This window comes from Streptomyces sp. CB02923 (assembly GCF_001905005.1).
Lineage (GTDB): Bacteria > Actinomycetota > Actinomycetes > Streptomycetales > Streptomycetaceae > Streptomyces.
Genome location: NZ_LWKZ01000023.1, coordinates 72,886 through 89,921, shown reverse-complemented (window position 1 = coordinate 89,921; position 17,036 = coordinate 72,886). Strand labels below are relative to the sequence as shown.

Sequence of the window (17,036 nt, the reverse complement as noted above, 5' to 3'; positions counted from 1 at the left end):
TTCATTCCTCCACGGGGTGCAGTAGAACCGCGGCGACGTGCGCCGCACTTGAGCCGGCCAGGACGACTGCGGACGGCTCGCCGCCCTCGGCCGTACGGTCGGCGAGATTGATCAGCGGATCGCTGCCCAGACAGTGCGCGATGCGCGGGACGTTGTCCAGATACAGCTGGCCGTCGGCGAATCCGGCCTCGCCGAGGAACATCCGCAGGGTGTCCTGCGCGAGGTTGCTGGGGAGTACGGCGCCGGTTCCCAGGTCCCGCGCCGTCAGTCCCGTGGCGTCCCACAGGTCGGTGAACACGCCCTGATACAGCGCCAGTTGTGCGCTCAGCCGACGGGCGGGCGGGCCTGGTTCGAAGCCCTCGTGGGCGATCCGGCGGGCCCCGCCGAGTACTTCCCAGCCGTGCCGCCGCCCCGACACCACGGCCGCGGCGGCACCGTCACCGGCGACCGCCGTGCCGCCCAGTACCACCCTGCCGCCCGGCAGCACCGTACGCACCAGGTCCCCGGAAACCACCAGCACCGTACGGGACGCGCCCGACCGCACCATGGACGCCGCCATGCCGAGGGCGGTGACGGCGGTGGAGCAGTCGGCCAGGCCCAGCATCACCGGGTAGGCGCGGCGCATGCCGAGATCGCTCAGCAGCCCCATGGCGGCGTGCCGGTCCGGGCCGTCGGCGGGCAGCGACTCGGTCGCGAGCAGCACGGTGTCCACCGCCGCCGGGTCGGTCCCGGAGGTGTCCAGGGCCCTTCGCATGGCTGGGCCGAGGAGTCCGAGGATGCCGTCCTCGGCCTCGCGGTATTCGGCGAATCCGGTGCCCGGTCCCGGTGGCGCGGCCGCGTAGTCGGGCAGTTCGGCGATCTTTCCGCGGATCGCCCCCAACTCCGCGGCGCAGCCGTTCAGATAGGCCGCTTCCCCGGCGCTCACCCGGCGCCCTCCCCGGTACGGTCCGCCTCCGGCAGCGGGCACGCGCCCAGCAGTACGGCCGCCAGGTGGGAGATGCCCGCGCCGAGGAGCACCAGCCGGTCCTCCGCGCCGTCCGCCTGTTCCTCTCCGGCGGCCTTCGCCTCCGCGAGCCGGTCCGCGAGGTTGATCAGCGGGTCGCTGCCCAGGCAGTGCCCGATCCGGCCGATGTTGCCCAGGGCGAGCTTGGCGCCGCCGTAGCCGACATCGGAGAGGTAGATCTCCAGGACGTTGCGCGCGAAGTTGCTGGGCAGGACGGCCCGTACCTCGGCGGGCCGGACGGGGTGGCGCTCCGCGAGGCGGGTGAAGAGTTCGCGGTGCGCGGCGACCCGGGCCGCCAGCTGCCGCCTCGGCGGCTCGCCCTGGGCGGCCTCCGGTGCGGCGTGGTGGGCCATGCCCAGCACCGGGAGTCCGGCGGCGGTGGCCGACACCAGGGCGGTGGCCGCGGCGTCGCTGGCGATGGCCGCGCCGCCCGCGACGACGCGTTCGCCGCCGGTGGCGTGGTCGGCCAGGTCGCCGGAGACGACCAGGACGTGGCGGGCGCTGCCGTCCCTGACCAGGGAGGCGGCGGTGCCCACGGCGGCCATGGCGGTGGCGCAGTCCATCAGGCCGAGTGTGCTCGCGGTGGCGCGGGTCAGTCCGGTCTCCTGGAGCAGTTCGGCGACATCCCGGTGGGCCGAGCGGTCGCGCGGCAGCGAGTCGGTGGCCAGCAGCACCAGGTCGACCTCGTCGCCCGGCACCCCGGCCTCGCCCAGGGTGCGCTGCGCTGCCGCGGTCATCAGCTCGACCACCTGGCCGTCCGACCAGCGGTAGGTGTCGAATCCGGCGGCGGGTGCGGTCAGTCGGTCCGCGGTTTCGGGGTCGGCCTGTAGCTCCGGCAGTTCGGTGACGGGGTCGGCGTACTCGCCCAGCTCGTAGGCCGGGGCGCAGAGCCGCGGGGTGATCACGTCCGGCCTCCGTCTTCGCCTGCGGCCGCCGTGGCGAGGGCCGTGAACCGCTCGGCGAGGCGGCTCACGGTGGCCTCGTCGTACAGCTCGCGGTCGTACTCGAACCAGCCCTCGGTGCCGTCCGGTCCGGGGTAGACGGCCAGGGTCAGGTCGTAGCGGGCGGTGCCCTTGTCCAGGTCGGCGGTGGCCGCGTGGGCGCCCTGGATCTCCCGGCCGCCTTCCCCGAGGTTGTCGAAGACGAAGACGGCGTCCAGGAGCGAGTCGGCGCCCGGTACCCGTACGGGCGACACTTCCGCCGCGATCAGTTCGCCCGGGTAGGCGGCGTGCCGGAGGCCGGCCCGGGTCGCCGTGCGGGCGGCGCGGGTACGGGCGGCGTGCGTGCCGTCGCCCGCGTCCCGCAGCCGTACCGGCAGCACGTTGAGCAGATAGCCGGCCACCTCCGCGGTGCCGGGCCGGTCCCGGCCCGCGGTGAACGTGCCGAGCAGGACGTCCGGACGGCCGCCGAACCCGTCCAGCGCGGCCCAGGCCACGGCCAGCCACCCGGTGTACGCGGTGGCCGCCTCCCGCTGCGCCGCCGCGGTGATCCCCTCGGTGACGGCACGGGACACCGTGAAGTCCACCCGGCCGCCCCTGCGCGAGGTGCCGTCGGCGGTGCGCGGCCGGTCGGTGGGCAGCGGTGGCGGCGCGTCGGCCACTTCACCGGCCCAGTACGCGGCCGCTTCCTGCCCCGCCGGGCTGCCGAGCCACTGCCGCAGGCCCCGGGCGTAGTCGCTGAAGGCGGGCGCGGAGGCCGGGGCGGCGTCCGCGGGGCGGGCCAGTTCGTCCAGCAGCAGCTCGAAGGACCACGCGTCGAAGACCAGGTTGTGCACCACGACGAGCAGCCATGCCTCGTCGGGTGCGGGCCCCTCGGCGAGGGTGACCCTCAGCAGCGGTCCGGCCGCCAGGTCGAACGGCTCGGCGGCCAGCTCCCCGGCCATCCGGTGTGCCTCGTCGGCGCCGGTGCAGCGGGTCCGGGCCAGCCGGGGCGGCAGTTCCTCGTGCACCACCGGACGGATGCCCGCGCCGCCGTCCTCGAAGGTGGTGCGCAGCGCCTCGTGCCGGGCCGCGAAGCCGCGTACGCGCTCGGCGAGCAGGCCGAGGTCCACGGGGGCGCCGGTGAGGTGCACGGCCTGGCACACGACGTCCACCGGGCGGCCGGGCAGCCGCTGCTGGGTCAGCCACAGCCGATGCTGCCCCGGGGTCAGCCGGCGCTGTTGCTTCAGCGCTTGGGGCAGTCGGCCGCGCAGGCGGGCGCGCTGGTCGGGGGTGAGGCCGGCGAGCCGGGCGACGAGGTCGGCCCGGGAGGGGGCGGCGGTCATGCGTAGCGCCTCCGGAGTTCGTTGAGGTGGCTCAGGCTCTGCACGACGAGGTCCTCGTCGACCCCGAAGTCGATCAGGCAGGCGATCTCCTTGACCCCCATGCCCTGGAAGCGGTCGACCACCGCGGCGCAGGAGTCGGGGGTGCCGAGCAGTGCGCCCTTCTCGAAGTACTTGTCGAAGGCGAACTTGATCAGCTGGTCCTGGTCGTCGGACGAGATGTCGCGGACACCGGCGCCCGGCGCGAGGTTCTTCTTCTGCGAGTCGATGACGGTGAAGAAGGAGCGCAGGTAGTCGCTGAAGGGCGGCCAGACGGTTTCCCGTACCTCTTCCAGGTCGGTGCCGATGAAGGTGTGCAGCATCAGCGTGACCGTGGTGCTTTCCGGGTCGTGCCCGTACTCCTCCAGGGTCTTGTAGTAGAGGGCGAGCTTCTCCTCCAGTTCCTCGTTGGTCATGTCGATCAGCGCGGTCAGCACGTTGCAGCCGAGCCGTCCGGCCGTCTCGAACGTCTCCGGGCTCTTGGTGCAGGTGAGCCAGATGGGGAGTTCGGGCTGGACGGGCTGCGGGTGCAGCTCCACCTCGACGTGGTTGCCCAGGCCGTCCTGGACGTAGACCGGCGCGCCCTCCCACAGTTCGCGGATGGTGCCCACCGCGTCGAAGGTGCGCTGCCTGCGGTCGGACCAGCCCTCCGGCCGGATGGCGAAGTCCAGCGGGCTGAAGCCGGTGGCCAGGGCGATGCCGGCCCGCCCGCGGGAGAGGTTGTCGACCACCGCCCACTCCTCGGCGACCCGGATCGGGCTGTGCAGCGGCAGGATGACGCTGCCGGCCCGGATCTGGAGGCGCTGGGTGTGCATCGCCAGGCCCGCGCCGAGCACCGAGGGGTTGGGGTAGAGGCCGCCGAAACGGTGGAAGTGCCGCTCCGGGGTCCAGATCGCGGTGAAGCCGTTCTCGTCGGCGTAGCGGGCCGCGTCGAGCACGAAGCGGTATTTGTTCTTCTCGTCCCCGGAGAAGAAGATCAGGCTGAAGTCCACGGTCAGCGCTCCTGTTCCTGCTGGTCCTGGCCGTTCTGGCTGTTCTGGCCGTCCTGCTGCACCTCGGCCAGCAGGCGTTCGATGTCGTCCGGGTCGAGCCCGGCCAGCTGCGCCGCCAGTGCCTCGATGTCGTCGTCTTGGCCGCCGTCCGCGCTGTCCCCGCCGGGTGCGTCGGCTGCCCTCGTGCCGGTCTCCGTCCGGGCGTCCAGCCGTTGCTGTACGAGTGCGGCCAGCGCCACGGGCGTCGGCTCGCCGAGCACCTCCGCCAGCGGCACCTCCACCGAGAACTGGTCCCGCAGGTCGGACAGCAGCCGCACGATCAGCAGGGAGTCGCCGCCGAACTCGAAGATGTCCCCGTCCAGCGGCATCTCCTCGGCGCCGAGCGCGCCGCGCACCAGCCGCGCCACCTGCCCGACGAGGTCGTCCGCCGCCTCCGGGCCGCCGTCGTCGGCCGCTGCCGCGGCGGCGCCCGCCGTCGGCCGGGCGATCCGCTCGTCCCGCACCCACTGGTCCAGCCGGTGCCCGATGTCCCAGGTGGACACGGCGACGTGGGAGACGTCGCGCAGCGTCAGCAGGCGGCGGATCGTCTCCAGGCCCTCCTCGGGCTGGATCGCCTTGTCGTCCATGCTGCGGCCGATCGCGGAGATCGCCCGCTTCTCGTCCTGGTGGTGCTGCCACACGTCCCAGGCCGCGCTGATCCACACCGTACGGTCCAGGCCGCGGTTGGCCCGCTCGGCGGCGGCGTCCATGAAGTGGTTGGCGGCGCCGTAACCGAGCAGCCGCAGTCCGCCGAGCACACCGGCCAGCGAGGAGAGCAGCAGGACGAAGTCCACGTCGTGGCCGGCCAGGACCTTCTCCAGGGCGATCTGGCCGTGCGCCTTCGGGGCGAAGTGCCACTGGCACTGCTCGGCGCTCGCCGCGGTGATCGCCCGGTCCCACTGCTCGCTGGGCAGCCCGGCCGCGTGCACGACACCGTGCAGCGCGCCGAAGTGCGCGGTCACGCGGGCCACCACGGCACCCAGCGCGTCCTCGTCGGCGACGTCGGCGTGGACGAGGAAGGGCTCGCCGCCCCCGTCCTCCAGGGCCCGCAGCCGCTTGATGCGCAGCGCCGTCCCGTCGTCCTCGTCGTGGGTGTCCAGCCAGGTGTCCCACTCCGCGCGGTCCGGGAGCGGGTCGCGGGTGAGCAGTGCCAGGCGGACGCCGGGGCATTCGCGGCGCAGCCAGTGCGCGATCGTGGAGCCGATCTCGCCGAGGCCGCCGGTGATCAGGTAGACGCCGTCCTCGCGCAGCCGGGAGGCGGCCTTGGCGGTCCAGTCGGCGCGTACCGGCTCCAGGTCGGCGGTCCAGCGGGTGGCGCCGCGCAGCGTGGTGGCCACCTCGGGGCGGCGCTGCCCGGCCAGTTCGGCGGCGAGCGTGCGCAGCGAGCGCTCGTCCACGGCGGCCGGCAGGTCGAAGTGGCGGGCGCCGATGTTGCCGTGCTCCTGGCCGATGACCCGGGCGGCGACGGCGAGCGGCACCAGTTCGGAGGCCGGTTCCGGCTCGGCCGGGCTGACGGTGTAGGCACCCGCGCTGATCAGGTCGAGCTGGAGCGGCTTGGTGACGCCGTGTTCGCTGAGCGCCTTGACGAGGGCGATCAGGCTGTAGAGGCCGTGCCGTTGGGCGGTCTCGAAGCGTTCCCTGCCGCGTGCGGCGGGCAGGGGGGCGGTGGACCAGGCGTGCAGGATCCGGTCCGGCAGCCGTTCCCCGGCCACCAGGTCGGCGACGAGGCGGGCGTGGTCCTCCTCGGAGTCCGGCCGCAGCGTCCAGGTGTCGCCGTCCCGCCCGTACGCGGTGCCCGCCCGTACCGTGAGGACCTCCCCCGCGCAGGCGTGCGCGGCGATCCGGGTGGCGGTGCCCGGTTCGTCGGCGAAGAGCAGGACGGGGTCGGCGACCGGCTCGGCGGGCGCGTCGAGGGTGCCCACGGCCTGGCGCCACACCGGGGCGGACAGCCACTGGTCCAGGGGGAGTTTGCGCACCCCGGTGCCGGTGCCGCCGCCGGTGCCGGTCAGCGTCCCGGTGCCGGGCTCGACCCAGTAGCGGGTGCCTTCGAAGGGGTACGTCGGCAGCGGCACCCGGCGGTGTCCGCGGCCGGCGTGGTAGCTCTGCCAGTCCACCGGCAGTCCGGCCGCCCACAGTCGGCCGAGCGCGGCGGTCACCGCGGTCAGGTCGGCTCCGGCGTCGCGTCCGCGGGCCGCGGAGGTGAGGACGGGTACGCCGGTCTCGCGGTCCGGGTGGCGCCGGGTGAAGGTGGCGAGCGTCTGGCCCGGCCCGGCCTCCAGGAAGACCGGGGCCTCGCCGTCCAGCACGGTGGCCACGTTGTCCGCGAACCGTACGGTCTCGCGCAGGTGCCGTCCCCAGTACGCGGGGTCGGTGGCCTCCTCGTCGGTGATCCAGGTGCCGGTGCGGTTGGACAGGAACGGGATCTCGGGGCGGCGCAGCGGGACGTCCCGGAGCAGTGCGGTGAGCGGGCCGACGGCCGGGTCCATCATGGCCGAGTGGAAAGCGTGCGAGGTCACGACCTTGCGGTGCGCCACGCCGTCGGCGGTGAGCCGGGTGGTGAGGGCGCGGACGGCGTCCTTGGGCCCGGCGACGGTGCACACCGCGGGTTCGTTCACCGCGGCGAGCGCGACCTCGCCGTCTTCTTCGAGGTACGGGGCCAGTTCGGCGGGCGGCAGCATGACCGCCGCCATCACCCCGCCGGGCAGCTCGTCCACCAGGCGGCCGCGCTCGGCGATCACCCGCAGTACGTCGGGCAGCCGGAAGACCCCGGCGAGGGTGGCGGCCACGTACTCGCCGACGCTGTGCCCGACGAGCGCGGCCGGGCGCACGCCCCAGGCCGTCCACTGCCGGGCCAGCGCGTACTCCACCGCGAACAGCGCGGGCTGGGTCAGCCGGGTGCGGTTGAGGTCGTGCGGGGTGCCGGTGTACTCCCGCAGCCGCGGGTAGAGGGCGTCCCTCAGGTCCAGGCCCAGGTGCGGCTCCAGCAGTTCCGCGCACTCGTCGAGCACCTCGCGGAACACCGGGAGGTGCGCGTACCAGCCCTGGCCCATGCCGGGGTGCTGGGCTCCCTGGCCGGGGAAGAGGAGCACGACAGGGCGGTCGGCGGGCTGCCCGGAGTCCTGGTGAGTGAAGCGCGGGTCGCCGCTGCGCAGCGCGCGCACGGCCGTCTCCCGGTCCGGGACGGTGAGCACGGCGCGGTAGTTGAAGGTACGGCGGGCGGTGGCCAGGGTGTAGGCGGCGTCCTCCAGAGCGGTGTCACCGGGCGCGTCGGCCGTGTCCTCCCCGGGCGCTGTGGACTCCAGATGGTCCGCCAGTTCCAGGCGCGCGCGCTCCAGCGCGGCCGGGGACTTGGCCGAGACGGGCAGCAGCACGACGGGGGCGGCGGGCCGTGCAGCCGGGGCGGGCTCCGGGGCCTCCTCCAGGACGACGTGCGCGGTGGTACCGCCCATGCCGGTGGAGGTGACCGCGCAGCGCAGCGGGCCGCCGTCCGTCCCCGGCTGCCACGGCTCGGTCTGCGTTCCGATACGGAAGCGGGTGCCCTCGACGTCGCACTGCGGGTTCCACTCGGTGAAGTGCGGGGTGGGCACCAGCGTGCGGTGCCGCAGCATCAGCACGCACTTGATGAGCGAGGTGACGCCGGCCGCGGTGCTCAGGTGGCCCAGGTTGGCCTTCACCGATCCGATCGTCAGCGGCGGCGCGCCGTCCACCTGGTAGGACTGCGCGGCGGCGGCCAGCTCTACGGGATCGCCCATCCTGGTGCCGGTGCCGTGCGCCTCCAGGTAGCTGACGGTCGCCGGGTCGACGTCCGCCACCGCCAGCGCCTCGGCGAGGACGGCGGCCTGGCCGGTGACGCCGGGGGCGGTGTAACCGACCCGGTCGGCGCCGTCGTTGCCGATGGCGGAGCCGCGCAGCACCGCCCAGACGGTGTCGCCCTCGGCGAGGGCGTCCGCCAGCCGCTTGAGCACGACCACGCCGACGCCGTTGCCGAAGACGGTGCCGTCCGCGCCCGCGTCGAAGGGCCGTACCGTGCCGGACGCCGAGGTGATCCCGTCGGTCTCGTGAACGTATCCGGCCTCCTGCGGGAAGCGCAGTGCCACCCCGCCGGCCAGTGCGACGTCGCACTCCTGTGCCAGCAGGCTCTGGGCCGCCTGGTGGACCGCGACGAGCGAGGTGGAGCAGGCGGTCTGTACGGAGAGGCTGGGTCCGGTGAGGTTGAGGTGGTACGAGACCCTGGTGGCGAGGTAGTTGGGGTCGTTGCCCATCAGGGTGGCCAGGTCCTGGCGCAGTTTGGGCAGCGAGCCGGCGAAGCCCTGCTGCCCGGTCAGTACGTTGTTCAGCAGGTACGTGCTGTTCAGCGCGCCCGCGAAGACGCCGACGCGGCCCTCGTACTGCTCGGAGTCGTGGCCGCTGTGCTCCAGCGCCTTCCAGGAGGACTGGAGGAACAGCCGCAGCTGCGGGTCCATCCGCTCGGCCTCGCGGGCGCTGAGGTAGAAGAAGGAGGCGTCGAAGAGGTCCGCGTCCTCGACCGTCGCGGCCCGGCGCACGTACCGGGTGTCGGCCAGCGCCTTGGCCTCCACCCCGGCGGCGGTGAGCTGCTCTTCGTCCACGTCGCGGATCTGGTCGGTGCCCGCCAGCAGGTTGCGCCAGAACGCGTGGTGGTCGCGGGCGCCCGGCAGCCGGCAGTCCAGGCCGACGACGGCGATGCGTCCGTCGAGGTCGGCGCCGTCCGCCGCGGCGGCGTCGGCGTAAGGACGGTCAGTCACTGGTTCCTCCTGGTTGCTGGGAGTGCGGCGGACCGGCGGGGCGCGTACGGGCCGCGGCCCGGCGGGTGCCGCCGCGGGCGGCGGCGCGCCTGCGGGCGCCCCGGGCGACGCCCGCCGTGGAGTCCTCCTGGCCGCTGCCGATGAGCCGCACCAGGCTCCGGATGGTCGGTGCCCGGTACAGGTCGGTCATCCGCAGTCCGGGCGCGACGGTGCGGGTGAGCCGTTCGTGGACGGCGGCCACCCGCAGGGACGTCCCGCCCAGGTCGAAGAAGTTGTCGTCGAGGGCGACCGTGCCGGTGCCGAGCACCTCGCGCCATGCCTCGGCCACGGCCCGCTCCAGCGGCCCGGCTCCGCGCGCGCCGGCGGCCGGTCCGGTGTCGCGGGCCGCGAGCGGATCGGGCAGCGCCGCCCGGTCGATCTTGTGGTTGGGGGTCAGCGGCAACGCGTCGAGCAGCACGTACGCGGTGGGCACCGCGTGGTCGGGCAGCACTCCGCGCAACGCCGCCCGCAGCGCGGCCGGTTCGGCGCGCGCCCCGTCGGCCGCCACCAGGTACGCCGCCAGCTGCCGCTCCCCCAGCCGGTCGGCGAACGGCATCACCACCGCCTCGCGCACTCCGGGCAGCTCCTTCAGCGCGCTCTCCACCTCCCCGGTCTCCACCCGGATTCCGGAGATCTTCACCTGGAAGTCGCGGCGCCCGATCAGCAGCAGGGTGCCGTCCGGCAGCCGCCGGGCGAGGTCGCCGGTACGGTACGTCCGCCCGTCCGCGACCGCGCCGGGCGCCAGGTAGTCGCTCTGCACGACGAGTTCGCCTTCGCCCGCCCCGTCGACCGGCCGCCCGTGTGCGTCCCGGAGCCACACCTGCGTGGCGGTCACCGGGAAGCCCAGCGGGAAGACGCCGGTCGGCGGCCGGTAGTCCCGGTCGGCGACCCGCAGCAGCGCGCAGGAGCACTCAGTCGAGCCGTACGCCCCGGCCACCCGGCAGTGCGCCGCGAAGGCCCGCCGGACGGCGTCGAGATCGGCCAGGTGCAGGGTGTCGCCGCCGAGGGCGAGCATCCGCATCGCGGGCAGCGCGGTGCCCCGCGCCTCCATGGCCCGTACCAGGGCACGGAACACCGGAAGCGTGGAGTGGTAGACCGTGATGTCCTCGTCCGCCATCCACTGGAGCAGGCCGCTGACGCCGAGCGTCTTGAGGTCGACGGGGTACAGGGCCGCGCCGTTGAGCAGCGCGGCGAAGGTGTCCTGCACCGCCGAGTCCCAGCTGTAGGCGGACTGGAGGGTGAGCCGGTCCAGTGGGCCGATGCCCAGTCCGTCGGTCCACACCCGTGCGTGGTGCAGCACGTTGCGGTGCAGCTGCGCGACCGGCTTGGGCTGCCCGGTGGAACCGGAGGTGTACAGGACGTACGCCTCTCCGTCGGGCCGGGCCCGCACGGCCTCCGCCCCGCCTTCGTCCGCTTCCCTCCCCACCAGCTCCTCGTACGCCAGTACCGGCCGCTCCCGCACGAGTTGCCGCGCGAGGGGCAGGTGCTGCCCGGTGGCGACCAGGGCCCGTACGCCCGCGTCCTGCGCCATGAAGGCGAGGCGCTGCTCGGGGTAGGCGGCGTCCAGCGGTACGTAGGACAGTCCGGCCCGCAGCACGCCGAGCAGCGCCGCGATCATCTCCGCGCCGTGCGCGAAGAGCAGCCCGACCCGGTCACCGGGCCGCAGTCCGGCCGCGGCCAGCGAGGCGGCGACCCGGGCCGCACGCGCGGCGGTCTCCTGGTAGGTCCAGCGCGCCTCGGGGGTCACCACGGCCTCCCGGCCGGGGTGGGCGGCAGCCTGTTCCAGGAAGCGGTGCACCAGGGTCCCGGCCTGCTCGGCGGGCGGGAACGGCCGGTGCCCGGTGAACGCTCCGGCAGCGGGTGCCGTCGTCGCGGTCATGGCGCGGCACCCCCTTCCGGCCCGGCGGCGGCCGGTCCGTGGGAGAAGAGGACGGCGGGGTGCGCGGGCCGCTCGCGCAGCTGCGCGTAGGCCTCGGCGGCCCGCTCCAGCGGAAGGCGCGGCAGCCCCATCAGGGCCGGCCGGATCGCGTCGGCGCCGATCAGGTCCAGCGCCCGTTGCAGGTTCTCGGTGACCGTGCCCTCGCCGTCCGGCGCCACAACCTCGGTCAGCCCGCGGGCGTAGGAGGCGTCGCGGTATCCGGCTCCGCAGCGGGCCGCGTACCGGATGTCGAGGTTGCCCAGTTCCACGCTGAAGTCGATGTGCGCCGCGAACCGGCCCACGCCGACCAGCCGGGGACGCCCCGGAGCCCGGCCCGCCCAGCGGGCCGCCGCCGCGACGGTGGCCCCGGCGTCGCCGGTGCCGCACAGGAAGACACACCGGCCGCCGCGCGCGGCGGTCTGCCCGGCGCCGACGTCCTGCCCCGCGCCGACGTCCTGCCCCGCGCCGACGTCCTGCCCCGCCAGGAAGCGCTCCCCGTCGGCCGCGGCCAGGCCGAGCGCCGGAGCCGTGCGCAGCCGTTCCGGTCGCAGGTCCAGCAGGGTGGTCCGGACGCCCCGGGCCGCCGCGATCTGCGCGACCAGCTGGCCGACCATCCCCGCGCCCACCACGGCCACCTCGTCCGCGGGCTCCAGCACCGCCCGGTCCACCGCGTGCACCGCGGTCGCCGCCAGCCCCGCCACCACCGCGTCCGCCAGGTCCAGTCCGGCCGGTACCAGGCGGCACAGCCGGTACGGCACGGTGACCGCCGCGCTGTGCACGGCCTCGCCCCAGCCCATGGCGATCACCCGGTCGCCGGGCGCGAACCCCTGCACGTGCGGGCCGACCGCGTCCACCTCCCCGGCCGAGCAGTATCCGAGGACGAAGCGTTCGCCGGTGCGTGCCGAGCGGTCCAGGTAGTGCAGTTCGGTACCCGGGCTGACCAGGCTCCACGCGGCCCGCAGCCGTATCTCGCCGCGTCCCGGTGGCTGCCGCAGCACTTCTTCGACGACCGGGTCCGGGCTGCCGTCCGCCACCAACTGCCGTACGCGTAAGGGGGTCGCGGGTAATGGGGCCGCGGGTGACGGGGCCGCGGCACCGCGCGGCGCCGCCTCCGGACCGGCCGCCGGGGCCCCCGGCACCCGTGGGAAAGACGCCTGTCCGGTCATCGCCGCGCTCCCTCGTGTCCCCGTCCCGCATGTCCCCGTCCCGCACGGCCGTCCTCCGGCGCGGGTGCGGCGATCCACCGCTCGTCCGGCACGATCTCCAGTTCCTCGCGGTGCCCCGGTATCGGCCCCAGCGGCACCGGCCGGCCCGAGCGTTCGTACGTGGCGCGCCGGTTGCGCTTGCGCTCCAGGCCGAGGTTGAGGCCCGCCAGGTCCACGGGCTCGTGGGTGAGCAGCCCGCGCTCCCGCCCGGCGGCCACCGCCTCGGCACCGGCCTCGGTACGGATGAACACCCGGCCGTGCTTGGCCTGCCCTTCGCCGCTCACGCTCGCGGCGAAGATGTTCGGGTCGCCGTCGCTGACGCTCACGTCGGCCAGCCCCGACATCCAGTCCCCGCAGGACAGGCAGCGGTGTGTCTTGTTCCCCGCGAAGTCCCGGACCGCCTGCCAGAACTCCACCTGGTGGTCCGCTCCGTCCTGCGTACGGATGCCGATGTTCCCCGGGTACTCGCCCTCGCGGTACCGCAGCCGCACCACCGACTCCAGGGGGACGTGGGCGCGTTCACGGATCACCGAGGCGGTGCCCTCGGGGCGCGTACTGGAGGAGCAGGCGGGCTCGACCAGGAGCACGACCTGGTCGCGTGCCCACCGCCCGGCCTCGGTGTCCATGGCCTGGAGCTTGCGCATCGCCTGTATGTGGCAGGCCACTCCGGACATGGCGACCCGGGCGCCGGGTTCCTCCGTCATCAGCTGTCGCAGCGCTCCGAGGTACGGCGCGAGCTGGTAGGTGGACTGGGCGGTCTCCACCAGCTCGCCGGGCTCGCGGACCAGCGCGGGAGCCGCCCGCCAGGGTTCCTCGGCGTCCCGCCCCATGGAGAGCACCGCCGTCACGTCCAGCACCCGCATGGCCGTCTGCAGCAGCGCGGTGAGGCTGCCGCCGCTGGCGGACGCCTCGTACACCACGGGGTCCAGCGCGTGTCCGGCGACCACTTCCCCGAAGACCCCGGTCCAGCGCTCCTCCGGGGTGCGGGTGCGGCCGAAGAGGCGCTCCTCGGTGGCCGGGGTGCCGGGATCGGCTCCCGGGCAGACGTCCAGGCAGTCGGTGCACTCCCCGCAGTCGGCGGCGGTCCAGGAGGCCACGGTGAGCACCGGGTCCAGCTGGTCGAAGCCGATCACTCCGGCCGGGCAGGCCAGCTCGCAGGCCCCGCACACGGTGCACAGCTGCGGTGCCAGCACGTCCTTTTCGAGCTGCTGGAATGTCACAGGAGACCGCCGTTCCCGGCGGGGACGCCCGGCCCGGCGGCGTGCGGCGCGGCCCCGGCCGGTGCTCCTGCGGGGGCCGCGGCGGCCACCGCCGCCCCGAGCTTCCCGATCAGGAAGCGGTAGCCGTCCTCGTCCAGCAGCGCCGGCGGCACGATCTTGACGGTGGCGCCCTCGGGACCGCCGCCGAACAGCAGCAGCCGGCCGCGCAGGGCAGCGCCCGTGACGGCCCGCGCCAGTTCCGGGTCCGGCTGTCCGTCCCGTACGCAGTCGAAGGCGGCCAGCGCGCCGGTCGCCCGCACCGCCCGCATCCAGGGATGCCGGGCGGCCAGCGCCTCCAGATCGGCGCGCAACCGCTTCTCCAGCTCCCGCGCCCGGCCCGCCACGTCCTCCCGTACGACGACGTCCAGGACGGCCCCCGCGGCAGCGCAGGAGACCGGATGCCCGGAGAAGGTCGAGGTCTGCACGCTCGGCGGCAGCGCGTCGACCACCGCGCGCTCCCCCACCACCGCGCCGACCGGGAAGCCGTTGCCCAGGGTCTTGCCGAGCAGCGTCAGGTCCGGCTTCTCGGTCATCAGCTCGGCGGTGAACAGCCGCCCGGCCCGGCCGAGTCCGGTGTAGATCTCGTCGAGGATCAGCAGCGCGCCCCGGGAGTGCGCCTGCCGGGCGATCTCGTCCAGCAGCGCCGGGGCCACGTCCAGCACGCCCTCGGTCACCTGAACCGGTTCCAGGACCACGGCCGCGGTGCCGCCGCGCCGGTCGGCGGCGTCCAGCGCCGCCGACAGCCCGGCCGCGAATCCGGCCGCGTCGCCGGGCTCCGGCTCCCGGGGGTCGGGTAACTCCGCGATGACGGCCGGCGCGCGTCCGCCGTCGTCCTCGAACCCGCTGTACGTCTTGAACTCCGCCCGCCACGTGAGCGCCAGGGCCCCGGCCGTCTTGCCGTGGAAGCCGTAGCGGAAGCCGACCACGGCGCGGTGCCCGGTGGCCGCGCGGGCGATCTTCAGCGCGGACTCCACCGCCTCCGCGCCGGTCGCGGTGGGCAGCACCGCGGGGTCCGCGTACGGGGACAGCGCGCCGATCCGTTCGACCATCCGCCTGCGGGCGTCCGAAGCCAGCTTGCAGCCGGTGTGCGCCAGGCGGCCGACCTGGGCCGTCGCGGCGGCGGTGACGTCCGGGTGCTGGTGCCCCAGGGTCGCCGCGCCGCTGCCCGCGGTCCCGTCGAACCAGGCGGCGCCGTCCTCGGCGTACAGCCAGGGGCCGCTGCCGCCGCTGAACTCCGGGCCCAGGGTGCTGCCCGTGGACCGCGCCTCGGTACTCGCCTCACTCATCATCACACGGGGTCCTTTGCGATCCGGGCGCCGACGGCCCGTTGCACATCGGCGAAGTCGGGAAATGACGTGCGGTGGCAGGCGCCGCCGCGCACCGTGGTGCGCCCCGGCAGGCATCCCGCGAGCGTCGCGGCGGCCATGGCGATCCGGTGGTCCTCGAAACCCGGCACCACACCGGCCCGCAGCGGTGCGCCGCCGCGCACCGTCAGCCCGTCGGCGGCCACCTCGACACGGGCGCCGAACGCCCCGGCCATCCGCGCCGTGGTCGTCAGCCGGTCCGTCTCCTTGAAGCGCAGCTCCTGCGCGCAGCCGAGCCACGACGTCCCCGGCAGCCGGGCGGCGACCACGGCCAGCAGCGGCACCTCGTCGATCAGCGCGTGCAGCAGGGCGGGTTCGTCCACCCGGACGGACTCGACCCCGTCCAGCCCGCCGCGGACGACCACGGTCCCCACCGGCTCACCGCCCCGCGGCCCCCTCCCGGCCTCGTACTCGTACGCGATGTCGGCCCCGCCGCGTCGCAGCACCTCGAAGAACCCGGTCCGGGTCGGGTTCAGGCAGACGCCCGGCACCCGCAGCGTGCCGCCGTCGCCCCACAGCAGGTGTGCGGCCACCGGGTACGCCGCCAGCGACGGGTCGGCCGGCACCTCGATGACCTCCGGCACCTCGAACGCCGTGCCTCCCCAGACGAGTTCGCCGTCCCCCTCTTCCAGCACACCGCCGAACGCGGCGAGCATCCGCTCGGTGTGGTCCCGCGAACGCACCGGGTGCCGTACGGTCGCGGGCAGCCCAGCAGCGGCCACCGCCAGCAGCACCCCGGACCGCGCCTGTGCGCTCCCCACGCGCAGCTCCACCGTCCTGCCGGGCCGGCATACCGGCCCCTTCACCCATACGGGAAGGCAGCCGTCGTCCCCGAGATACGCGATGTCCGCGCCCAGTTCGGCCAGCGGATCGATCAGCCAGTCCATCGGCCGGTGCCGCAGCACCTCGTCCCCGTCGACCACCGCGGCGGTGCCGCTGCCCGCGAGCACGCCGATCAGCAGCCGGGCCGCGGCACTCGACCCGCCGGTCTCCACATACGGCACGCCCGCGGGCCACGCGGTCACGTCCGGATGCTCACGCGCCTGCTGCGGTACGGGTAACGCGCCACGGCGCACGGTCAGCGTGCCGCCGTCCGCCGCGACGTCCACGCCCAGCGCCCGCATCGCCGGAAGCAACGCCCGTACGGCGCCGCCCGGGTTGGCGTGACGCACCGTCAGCACCGCGGGTGCGCCGGGCAGCAGAGCCGCCAGCAGCGCCCGGTGGCTGACCGATTTGTCCCCCGGCACCCCGACGCTCAACGCCCCGGCGCCGACGGCCTCCTCGGCCCGCCCGCCGTCCACCACCAGATCCGCCGAGTCGGTACCCGGCTTGTCGAATTCCTTCCGGGCCCCTCTTCGGGCGTCAAGCACACCTTGCTCCTGTTCCTGGACACCGGGAGCTGCCTGGAAGCCTCTGCCTTACGGCCGGCACCACCACTACGGCACGGAAATGCACCGGATATGGCCGCGTGAACGCCAGAGCGGCACCGGCACAAGAAATGGGAAAGCCCCTGGGAAAGCCCCTGGGGAAACCAGGGTCACCCCGGGCGGACATGAATGAGTGTGGGGGGTACGGACTCGATCGACAAGGCTCCATTGACAGGACTCGATTGACAGTCGCCCTCACCCGCGGCCCGACAAACCGTGGACAAGTCCCCCTTGGCGAACTCGACTCAACCACCCACACGGAGCAACTGTCAATAATTAATTGACTACTTCACGAAGTCCCGCACAACCATCAGAACCCCGAAATGCACCAGCCTTCCCCTGTGGAAGCCACCGCAATCCCCTCGCCCCGCAAAGAATCCGAATGCCCACGCCCGGCACGCCGTTCCAGCGGTACGCTGCCCCACCCGCATCACGCGCGAGGGTGCTCACACCACCAGGGGGACGCATGGCGGGGCCAGGCGGAGTCGCACAGGGCTACGAAGCCGATCCGGACGCGATCGGGAAGGCCGGCCGCCCTGTGGGAGCGGCAGAACTCCGCCCTGGCCGAACGGATAGGACGTACAGGGCGAACCTTCAGTACAACGCCACCAACCACCAGGCGGCGGAGACGGTCAACGCCACGGGAATGAAGCCGGGGGACAGCCCGTGGGGATAACCGTGAAACAGCTCGAACAGGCCGATCCGGACCTGATACTGAAGGTCGCCGA

The 17,036-nt window shown here is 74.4% G+C and carries 10 protein-coding genes; all 10 read right to left on the bottom strand.

The genetic code is table 11. The features are described 5' to 3' along the window. Window position 1: 1 nt before the first annotated feature. Genes A6A06_RS19035 through A6A06_RS18990 form a run of 10 tightly spaced genes read right to left on the bottom strand, consistent with a single transcriptional unit; the run spans window position 2 to window position 16,251 of the window. Window positions 2-925, bottom strand: coding sequence for a hypothetical protein (locus A6A06_RS19035; RefSeq protein ID WP_079194136.1), 924 nt, complete (start codon window positions 923-925; stop codon window positions 2-4). Then, window positions 922-1,908 carry an acyl carrier protein gene (locus tag A6A06_RS19030; protein ID WP_073762499.1) on the bottom strand — a complete coding sequence of 329 codons (987 nt, stop codon included), beginning with the start codon at window positions 1,906-1,908 and terminating at the stop codon, window positions 922-924. Before A6A06_RS19030 ends, A6A06_RS19035 begins: the two co-directional genes overlap by 4 nt. Then, window positions 1,905-3,266, bottom strand: coding sequence for a condensation domain-containing protein (locus A6A06_RS19025; RefSeq protein ID WP_073762498.1), 1,362 nt, complete (start codon window positions 3,264-3,266; stop codon window positions 1,905-1,907). The genes A6A06_RS19030 and A6A06_RS19025 overlap by 4 nt, the downstream gene beginning before the upstream one ends. Further along, window positions 3,263-4,294, bottom strand: coding sequence for a MupA/Atu3671 family FMN-dependent luciferase-like monooxygenase (locus tag A6A06_RS19020; protein ID WP_073762497.1), 1,032 nt, complete (start codon window positions 4,292-4,294; stop codon window positions 3,263-3,265). The genes A6A06_RS19025 and A6A06_RS19020 overlap by 4 nt, the downstream gene beginning before the upstream one ends. A gap of 2 nt (window positions 4,295-4,296) precedes the next feature. Then, window positions 4,297-9,096, bottom strand: a complete 4,800-nt coding sequence (locus A6A06_RS19015; protein ID WP_073762496.1) for a type I polyketide synthase — start codon at window positions 9,094-9,096, stop codon at window positions 4,297-4,299. Continuing rightward, complete coding sequence (locus A6A06_RS19010; protein ID WP_073762495.1) at window positions 9,089-11,014, bottom strand: non-ribosomal peptide synthetase; 1,926 nt, start codon at window positions 11,012-11,014, stop codon at window positions 9,089-9,091. Before A6A06_RS19010 ends, A6A06_RS19015 begins: the two co-directional genes overlap by 8 nt. Further along, window positions 11,011-12,219, bottom strand: a complete 1,209-nt coding sequence (locus tag A6A06_RS19005) for a 3-hydroxyacyl-CoA dehydrogenase NAD-binding domain-containing protein (RefSeq protein WP_199930993.1) — start codon at window positions 12,217-12,219, stop codon at window positions 11,011-11,013. The genes A6A06_RS19010 and A6A06_RS19005 overlap by 4 nt, the downstream gene beginning before the upstream one ends. Continuing rightward, a complete protein-coding gene (locus A6A06_RS19000) occupies window positions 12,216-13,478 on the bottom strand; it encodes a Coenzyme F420 hydrogenase/dehydrogenase, beta subunit C-terminal domain (protein WP_073762493.1) in 1,263 nt (420 codons plus the stop codon). The genes A6A06_RS19005 and A6A06_RS19000 overlap by 4 nt, the downstream gene beginning before the upstream one ends. Beyond that, the gene (locus A6A06_RS18995) at window positions 13,475-14,803 is read right to left on the bottom strand and encodes an aspartate aminotransferase family protein (protein ID WP_242440821.1); all 1,329 of its coding nucleotides are present in this window, start codon (window positions 14,801-14,803) and stop codon (window positions 13,475-13,477) included. The genes A6A06_RS19000 and A6A06_RS18995 overlap by 4 nt, the downstream gene beginning before the upstream one ends. A 2-nt stretch (window positions 14,804-14,805) precedes the next feature. Further along, on the bottom strand, window positions 14,806-16,251 hold the full coding sequence (locus tag A6A06_RS18990) for a 3-phosphoshikimate 1-carboxyvinyltransferase (protein ID WP_073762492.1): 1,446 nt from the start codon (window positions 16,249-16,251) through the stop codon (window positions 14,806-14,808). Window positions 16,252-17,036 lie beyond the last annotated feature (785 nt).

What these genes read in the sequence shown, in the direction of transcription:
- A6A06_RS19025 (WP_073762498.1), bottom strand. Translation starts at nt 3,266, where the DNA reads ATGACCGCCGCCCCCTCCCGGGCCGACCTCGTCGCCCGGCTCGCCGGC.
- A6A06_RS19010 (WP_073762495.1), bottom strand. Translation starts at nt 11,014, where the DNA reads ATGACCGCGACGACGGCACCCGCTGCCGGAGCGTTCACCGGGCACCGG.
- A6A06_RS19005 (WP_199930993.1), bottom strand. Translation starts at nt 12,219, where the DNA reads ATGACCGGACAGGCGTCTTTCCCACGGGTGCCGGGGGCCCCGGCGGCC.
- A6A06_RS18995 (WP_242440821.1), bottom strand. Translation starts at nt 14,803, where the DNA reads ATGAGTGAGGCGAGTACCGAGGCGCGGTCCACGGGCAGCACCCTGGGC.